Genomic DNA, 6,079 nt, shown 5'->3' with positions numbered 1-6,079 from the left:
CGCCTCTGCCAGAGTGGGGCGATGGTCGCCATCCCGTTCGGTGCCTGGTCCGAGGTCGGCCGCCTGCGGCGCGTCCTGGTGTGCGCGCCGGGTCTCGCGCACGAGCGGCTGACGCCCGGCAACCGCGACGACCTGCTCTTCGACGACGTGCTCTGGGTGGAGGAGGCGCAGCGCGACCACCGCGCCTTCGTGTCCGCGCTCACCGCCGAGGACGTGGAGGTGCTCGAGCTGCACGAGGTGCTCGCCCGGACCCTCGCGGCTCCCGGGGCGCGCGACTGGCTGCTGGACCGCAAGGTGACCGCGAACGAGGTCGGCCCGGTGTTCGTGGATCCCACCCGTGCGCACCTCGAGACGCTGGCCGACGAGCGCCTCGCCGAGCTGCTGATCGGCGGCATGGCGGTCGAGGACCTGCCGGGCGCCGACCGGCCCGCCTACCTCCATCCCACCGGCCCCGACCGGCGGCCGAGCGACTACCTGATGCCGCCGCTGCCGAACATGCTCTACACCCGGGACACGACCTGCTGGATCGGCGGCGGATACACGCTGAACCCGCTGTACTTCGGCGCGCGGCGCGACGAGACGCTGCTGATGAAGGCCGTCTACCGGTTCCATCCGGACTTCGCGCCGGTCGAGCAGCAGCTGCTCTGGGGCGACCCGGAGCGGTCGTGGGGCGCGGCGACCATCGAGGGCGGCGACGTGATGCCGTTGGGCGGGGGAGTGGTCCTCATCGGGATGTCGGAGCGCACGAGCCGGCAGGCCCTCGGGCAGCTCGCCGCAGCGCTCTTCGCCGCGGGGCACGCGGAGCGCGTGATCGTCGCCGGCATGCCGAAGCTGCGCGCGGCGATGCACCTCGACACCGTGCTGACCTTCGCGGCCGAAGACGTCGTGACCGTCTACCGCGCGATCGTCGACGGGATCACGCCGTTCAGCCTCGTGCCGGCCGATGGAGGCGGGGTGCGGGTCGTCCCCGAGCAGGACCCGTTCCTCGAGGTCGTGCGGAAGGCGCTGCGCCTCGATCGCCTGCGCGTCGTCAACACCGGCGGGGACGACTTCGCCGCCGAGCGGCAGCAGTGGGACAGCGCGAACAACGTCGTCGCGGTGCGACCCGGCGTCGTGTTCGCCTACGACCGCAACACGCACACCAACGACCTCCTCACCGCGGCCGGCATCGAGGTGCTCACGATCCGCGGCGCGGAACTCGGCCGCGGCCGAGGCGGCGGCCACTGCATGACCTGCCCCCTCCTCCGCGACGCGGTCGACTACTGAGAGCACGACAGCAGGACCGAGCACCATCAGCAGGTCTGTGCAGCGCCCTGGATCCTGCTGTCGTCGCTGGGTCCTGCTGTCGTGCTCCGCTCGCGTCGCCACCCCCGGGAGGGTTGCACCCGCGCGCGGGGCGCCCCCTCTGGGTCTGCCTCCGCTCCTGGGCCCTGCCTACGGTCGGAGGATGACCCAGACCACCGCACCCACGGTGCCGACTCCCGCGAGCATGCGCGACCGCGTGCCCGCGCAGGCCCTGCTCGAACAGGTGCTGCTGCGGCAGGCCGCCGGCCGTCCCCGCTCGCGCGTCGAGCGCCTCGTCGGTCGCGACCCGGTGGAGCCCGACGCGCGCGCCTGGTTCACCGGCGCGACCGGCGAGCGCTTCGTCGCAGCCCGGCTCAGCACCCTGCCGGCCGGTTGGACCGTGCTGCACTCGCTGCCCGTCGGCCGCAACGGCGCCGACATCGACCACCTGATCGTCGGTCCCGGCGGCGTCTTCACCGTGAACACGAAGCACCACGTCGACGCGTCGGTCTGGGTCGCCGGGCGCACCGTCCTGGTCGCCGGCTCGAGCCGACCCATCGTGCAGAAGGCGGAGGCGGAGGCGCGCCGCGTCGACCGGATCGTCGCGCGGGTGCTCCCCGATCCTCCTGCCGTCCGGCCCGTCGTCGCGATCGTCGGCGCGAAGCGGATCACCGTCCGCCGGGCACCGCGGTTCGTCACGGTGCTCCGCGCCGAGCACCTGCGCCGCTTCCTCCGGGCCCAGCCGGCGTGTCTGACGCCCGACCAGGTCCGCGCGCTGACCACGGCGTTCGAGGCCCCGGCCACCTGGCAGCCGACCGTCGAAGCGGGACCCGAGCTCCTGCTCGCCTTCTCCCGGCTGACCGACGAGGTCACGCGGGCCGCGAGGGTCCGATCCGCCTGGGCGCTCGGGCTCCTCGGCGTCACCGCCGCCGGGTCCGCCGCGATCGTGCTGCCCGGTCTGCTGGTCCTCCTCGGCTCCTGACGAGGCCCCGCAGCCACGGCCGCAGCACCCTTGTGACGAGCGGCAGCAGCAGGGAGGTCGTCAGGGCCGTGCGGTCGTTCCGGCCGGATGAACCGCTCGCCGCGCGCCTGCGCAGTAGCGTGCGGCGGTGGATCTCGACGGCCTGACGACGGCGCACGTGACGGACGGCTGCCTCCGAGTCGGGGTGCCGGTCCGCTGCGGGCCGGCGGGGCTCCTGCCGCTCGTCGCGGGAGCCGCGTTCGCCGGCCCGGCGGCGCCGGCGCTGCACCTCGGCAGCGTCGACCGGCTGCTGGAGGCGATCGAGGCGGCGGAACCGGGGGATGTGCTCGTCGTCGACAACGCCGGCCGGCTCGACGAAGCGTGCCTCGGCGACCTCCTGGTCCTGGAGGCGGCGACGGCCGGACTCGTCGGCGTCGTCGTGTGGGGGCTGCACCGCGACACGGCCGACCTGCTGCGGATCGGGCTGCCGCTGCTCAGCCTCGGCGCACTGCCGACGGGGCCGCTCCCGCAGCACGACCACGACGCGCACGACGTCGTGCGGGTGGGGGAGTGGCCGGTCGCAGCGGGGGATCTGGTGGTCGGCGACGACGACGGCGTGGTGCTCGTCCCCGCGGCCGACGCGGCAGCGGTGCTCACGGCGGCGCGCGGCATCCGCGACACCGAGCGCGCCCAGGCGGACCGCATCACGGCGGGCACCTCGCTCCGCGAGCAGGTCCGGTTCGCGGACTACCTCGCCCGACGGGCGCAGGACCCGACCTGGACGTTCCGCCAGCACCTCCGCGCCGTCGGCGGCGAGATCGAGGTCTGACGATTCCGTTGTGAAGGAGGTTTCCTGCCGCAGGCGCGGAAACTCCTTCAAAACGGATCGTGGTCAGCCGGAGAGGCGGACGAGGCGGGCGGTGCTGCTCTCGTCGAGGTCCACGAGCTCGCTGCGGGAACGGAGGAAGTCGGAGAACGACCGGTAGCCGAGCCGCCGCTCGCTGAACGACGGGTCGAGGCGCTTCATCTGCTCCTTGACCTGCGAGTTGTGCAGCCAGTCGGCGTCGTCGCCGCCGCGGTCGTGGCCGAGCTGCAGCGCCCGCTGCAGCAGCGCGCTCGCGCCGGCCTGCGGGTCCTCCTCGTCCTCCTCCTGCTCCTCCTCGACGACGGCCTGCTCGGGCTCCGGCGACTTCGCCCTGCGCTGCTGCTTGCGCTGCCTCGGCTCGGACTGGGGCGCGGGCTCGACCTGCTTCGCGCCCGGCAGCGCGTCGTAGGTGACCAGCTCGTCGCACGCGGCGGCGAGCGCCCGGCTCGTCGAGCCCGCCACGCCGACCGCGATCACGTAGCGGCCGAGCCGCTTGCAGCGCTGGGCGAGCGCGATGTAGTCGGAGTCGCCGGCCACGATCACGACGTGGGTCAGGTCCGGGAGGCGGAACATGTCCTCCACGGCGTCGACGGCGAGCCGGATGTCGGCACCGTTCTTGCCGTACGCGGCGGCCGGGAACAGCTGCACCAGGTCCACCGCACGACCGACGAGCTGGCCGCGGTACCGGGCGTTGACGGGCGCGGACCAGTCCGCGTACGCCCGCGTCAGCACGAGGGTGCCGAAGCTGGAGGCGAAGTCGATCGCGGCGCCGAGGTCGACGGTCGCGGACTCGAGCCGCTGCGCGAACTCGGCCTCCGTCAGGGAACCAGCGGCCGCACGCTGGCGGTCTCGCTGGAAGTCGCCGCGACCGTGCACCTCGTCGTAGCGGGAGATGACGATGTTGTCGAAGTCGATGTAGACCGCGACGCGGCCATCGGATGAGACGGGGATGGGATCCTCCAAGGGGTTCTTGTCCCCCATTCTCCTGTCGCGCGCGGTTGAATGGGTCACGTGACCTCGCCTCGGATCTCCGTGGTCGTTCCGGTGCGCGATGACGCGCCCTACCTCGGCCTGTGCCTCGAGGCGCTGTCGCGCCAGGATGTCCCGCCGCACGAGGTCCTCGTGATCGACAACGGCTCGAGCCGGGAGACCGCTCTGGTCGCCCGCGCGGCCGGGGCGATCGTGATCCCGGAGGAGATGCCCGGCATCGCCGCCGCCGCAGCGCGCGGCTACGACCTGGCCACCGGCGACCTGATCGCCCGGCTCGGTGCGGACGCGATGCCGCCGATGAACTGGCTCCGGGAGATCCGTGGCGCCTTCGCGGTCGACCCGGCGCTCGACGCCGTCACCGGCCGCGGGGTGTTCGCCGATCTGAGCCCGGCGCGCAGGATCGTCGCCTCGGCCGGCTACCACGGCGCCTACTTCGGCTTCTTCGGGCTCGCGCTCGGCCAGATCCCGCTCTACGGCGCGAACTTCGCGATGCGGCGGGCGGTCTGGGAGGAGGTGCGGGCGGAGGTGCACCGCACCGATTCCCGGGTGCACGACGATCTGGACCTCTCGATGCGCCTCGGGCGCACCCGGCGGGTGCGGTTCGAGCCGCGGCTGGCGGTCGCCGTGTCCACCCAGGCGATCTCCTCCATCCCGCGCCTGACCGCGGCGCTGGGGCGGACGGGTCACACGTTGCGGATGAACGCCGACCGCCTCCGCGAGACGCGAGCGGGTCGCCTGGTCGGCGCGGGTTTCGGCATCGGCCCGCTCGGCCGCCTGGTCCCAAAGCGCCTCCACCCCTGACATTTCGCGGATCAGGCTGGTTTCAGCGACACGCCGTTCGGGTCAGCGCGACGTGCGGCGAGTCGCGAATCCGGCCTGATCCGCGAAAAGTGCGTCAGGCCGGGTACCCCCACTCTGCCGCGACCGCGGGCAGGCGGCGGTGCACCTCCTCCACCGCGCGCGGGGCAAGCGGGTTGGTCGAGACCCCGTCCTCCGCGACCAGCTCGCCGCCGATGTAGACGCGCTGGAGGTTCCGGAGGGAGGTGGACAGCACGTAGGTGCGGATCGGGTGCCACAGCGGCCCCACGTCAGGCCGGCGCGGGTCGACGACCACGAAGTCCGCGAACTTGCCGACCTCCAGACTGCCGACCCGATCCGCGATCCCGAGCACCTCGGCCGAGCCGAGGGTCGCCATCCGCAGCACCTCCTCCGGCAGCACCGACAGCGGGTCGCCGGTGGCCGCCCGCACGGAGTAGATGCCCATCCGCATGTTCTGCCACGGGTCGGACACGTCGGTGCACGCCTGGTCGTCGAGCCCCAACCCGATCGGCATCCCCGCCTCCCGGATCCGGACGATGTCGGCGGTGCCGGAGGCGAGCCGGCCGTTGGAGGCGGGCTGCCACGACATCCGTGCGCCGCCCGCGGCGGCCTGCGCGATGATCTCCGGCGTCGTCTGGATGAAGTGCCCGAAGATCAGGCCGAGCTCGAGGGCTCCGGCGTCGCGGTAGAGGGCGAACTTCGCGCGCTGCAGCTCCACCTCCTCCCGCGTCTCGAGGAAGTGGGCCTCGTTGAGCACGCCGTAGCGGCGCATCGCGGCGACCTCCAGCTCCGCGGCGTTCGGCCGCGGCGACCACTGGACGGCGCCCATGATCGCCGCGCCGAGGCAGCGGTCGGGATCGAGCGTGCGGCAGTGCTCGACCATCAGCCCGAACCGGTCGAGGATCTCGTCGTCCGTGCCGATCGCGTCGTCGAGGCTGGCGGCGTTGATGAACCGGATCCCGCTGTCGAGCTTCGCGTCGATCTGCGCGAGCTGCTGTTCGATCGGCCGGAGCGCGCCGGCGCCGCTCTTGACCCCGTCGACCATGGGTTCCCACGGGATGCGCGGGTCGGTGAAGTCGAACGCGGTCGTGGTGCCGTTCGCGACGAAGTCGAGCGAGCCGTGGAGGGAGCTCCAGTAGTAGTCCTCCGGCGACGCATGG

General features: G+C 73.1%; 6 protein-coding genes. 4 read left to right on the top strand and 2 right to left on the bottom strand.

Going from position 1 to position 6,079, the window contains the following annotated elements; translation table 11 throughout:
* The first annotated feature begins 21 nt into the window (after nucleotides 1-21).
* The 3 genes from ACFE67_RS10455 to ACFE67_RS10445 all read left to right on the top strand — a co-directional run bounded on the left by ACFE67_RS10455 (nucleotide 22) and on the right by ACFE67_RS10445 (nucleotide 3,074).
* The gene (locus tag ACFE67_RS10455) at nucleotides 22-1,266 is read left to right on the top strand and encodes an arginine deiminase (protein ID WP_375406822.1); all 1,245 of its coding nucleotides are present in this window, start codon (nucleotides 22-24) and stop codon (nucleotides 1,264-1,266) included.
* A 181-nt stretch (nucleotides 1,267-1,447) separates the two neighbouring features.
* The gene (locus ACFE67_RS10450; protein WP_375406813.1) at nucleotides 1,448-2,266 is read left to right on the top strand and encodes a nuclease-related domain-containing protein; all 819 of its coding nucleotides are present in this window, start codon (nucleotides 1,448-1,450) and stop codon (nucleotides 2,264-2,266) included.
* A gap of 127 nt (nucleotides 2,267-2,393) precedes the next feature.
* On the top strand, nucleotides 2,394-3,074 hold the full coding sequence (locus ACFE67_RS10445; RefSeq protein WP_375406812.1) for an RraA family protein: 681 nt from the start codon (nucleotides 2,394-2,396) through the stop codon (nucleotides 3,072-3,074).
* A 63-nt stretch (nucleotides 3,075-3,137) separates the two neighbouring features.
* On the opposite strand, the gene ACFE67_RS10440 is transcribed toward ACFE67_RS10445, so the two are convergent.
* A complete protein-coding gene (locus ACFE67_RS10440; protein WP_375406821.1) occupies nucleotides 3,138-4,061 on the bottom strand; it encodes an NYN domain-containing protein in 924 nt (307 codons plus the stop codon).
* A gap of 60 nt (nucleotides 4,062-4,121) precedes the next feature.
* Between ACFE67_RS10440 and ACFE67_RS10435 the strand changes: the two genes are divergently transcribed.
* Nucleotides 4,122-4,901: a glycosyltransferase family A protein gene (locus ACFE67_RS10435; protein ID WP_375406811.1), complete on the top strand. Its 780-nt coding sequence runs from the start codon at nucleotides 4,122-4,124 to the stop codon at nucleotides 4,899-4,901.
* Between the two features lie 94 nt (nucleotides 4,902-4,995).
* Here the strand turns inward: ACFE67_RS10435 and ACFE67_RS10430 are convergent.
* Nucleotides 4,996-6,079: amidohydrolase family protein (locus ACFE67_RS10430; protein ID WP_375406810.1), on the bottom strand; the 1,084-nt coding region annotated here is incomplete at its 5' end.

This window comes from uncultured Amnibacterium sp., from assembly GCF_964244015.1.
GTDB lineage: Bacteria > Actinomycetota > Actinomycetes > Actinomycetales > Microbacteriaceae > Amnibacterium.
The sequence above is the reverse complement of the archived record's forward strand: the minus strand, read 5'-3'. Positions and strand labels throughout refer to the sequence as shown.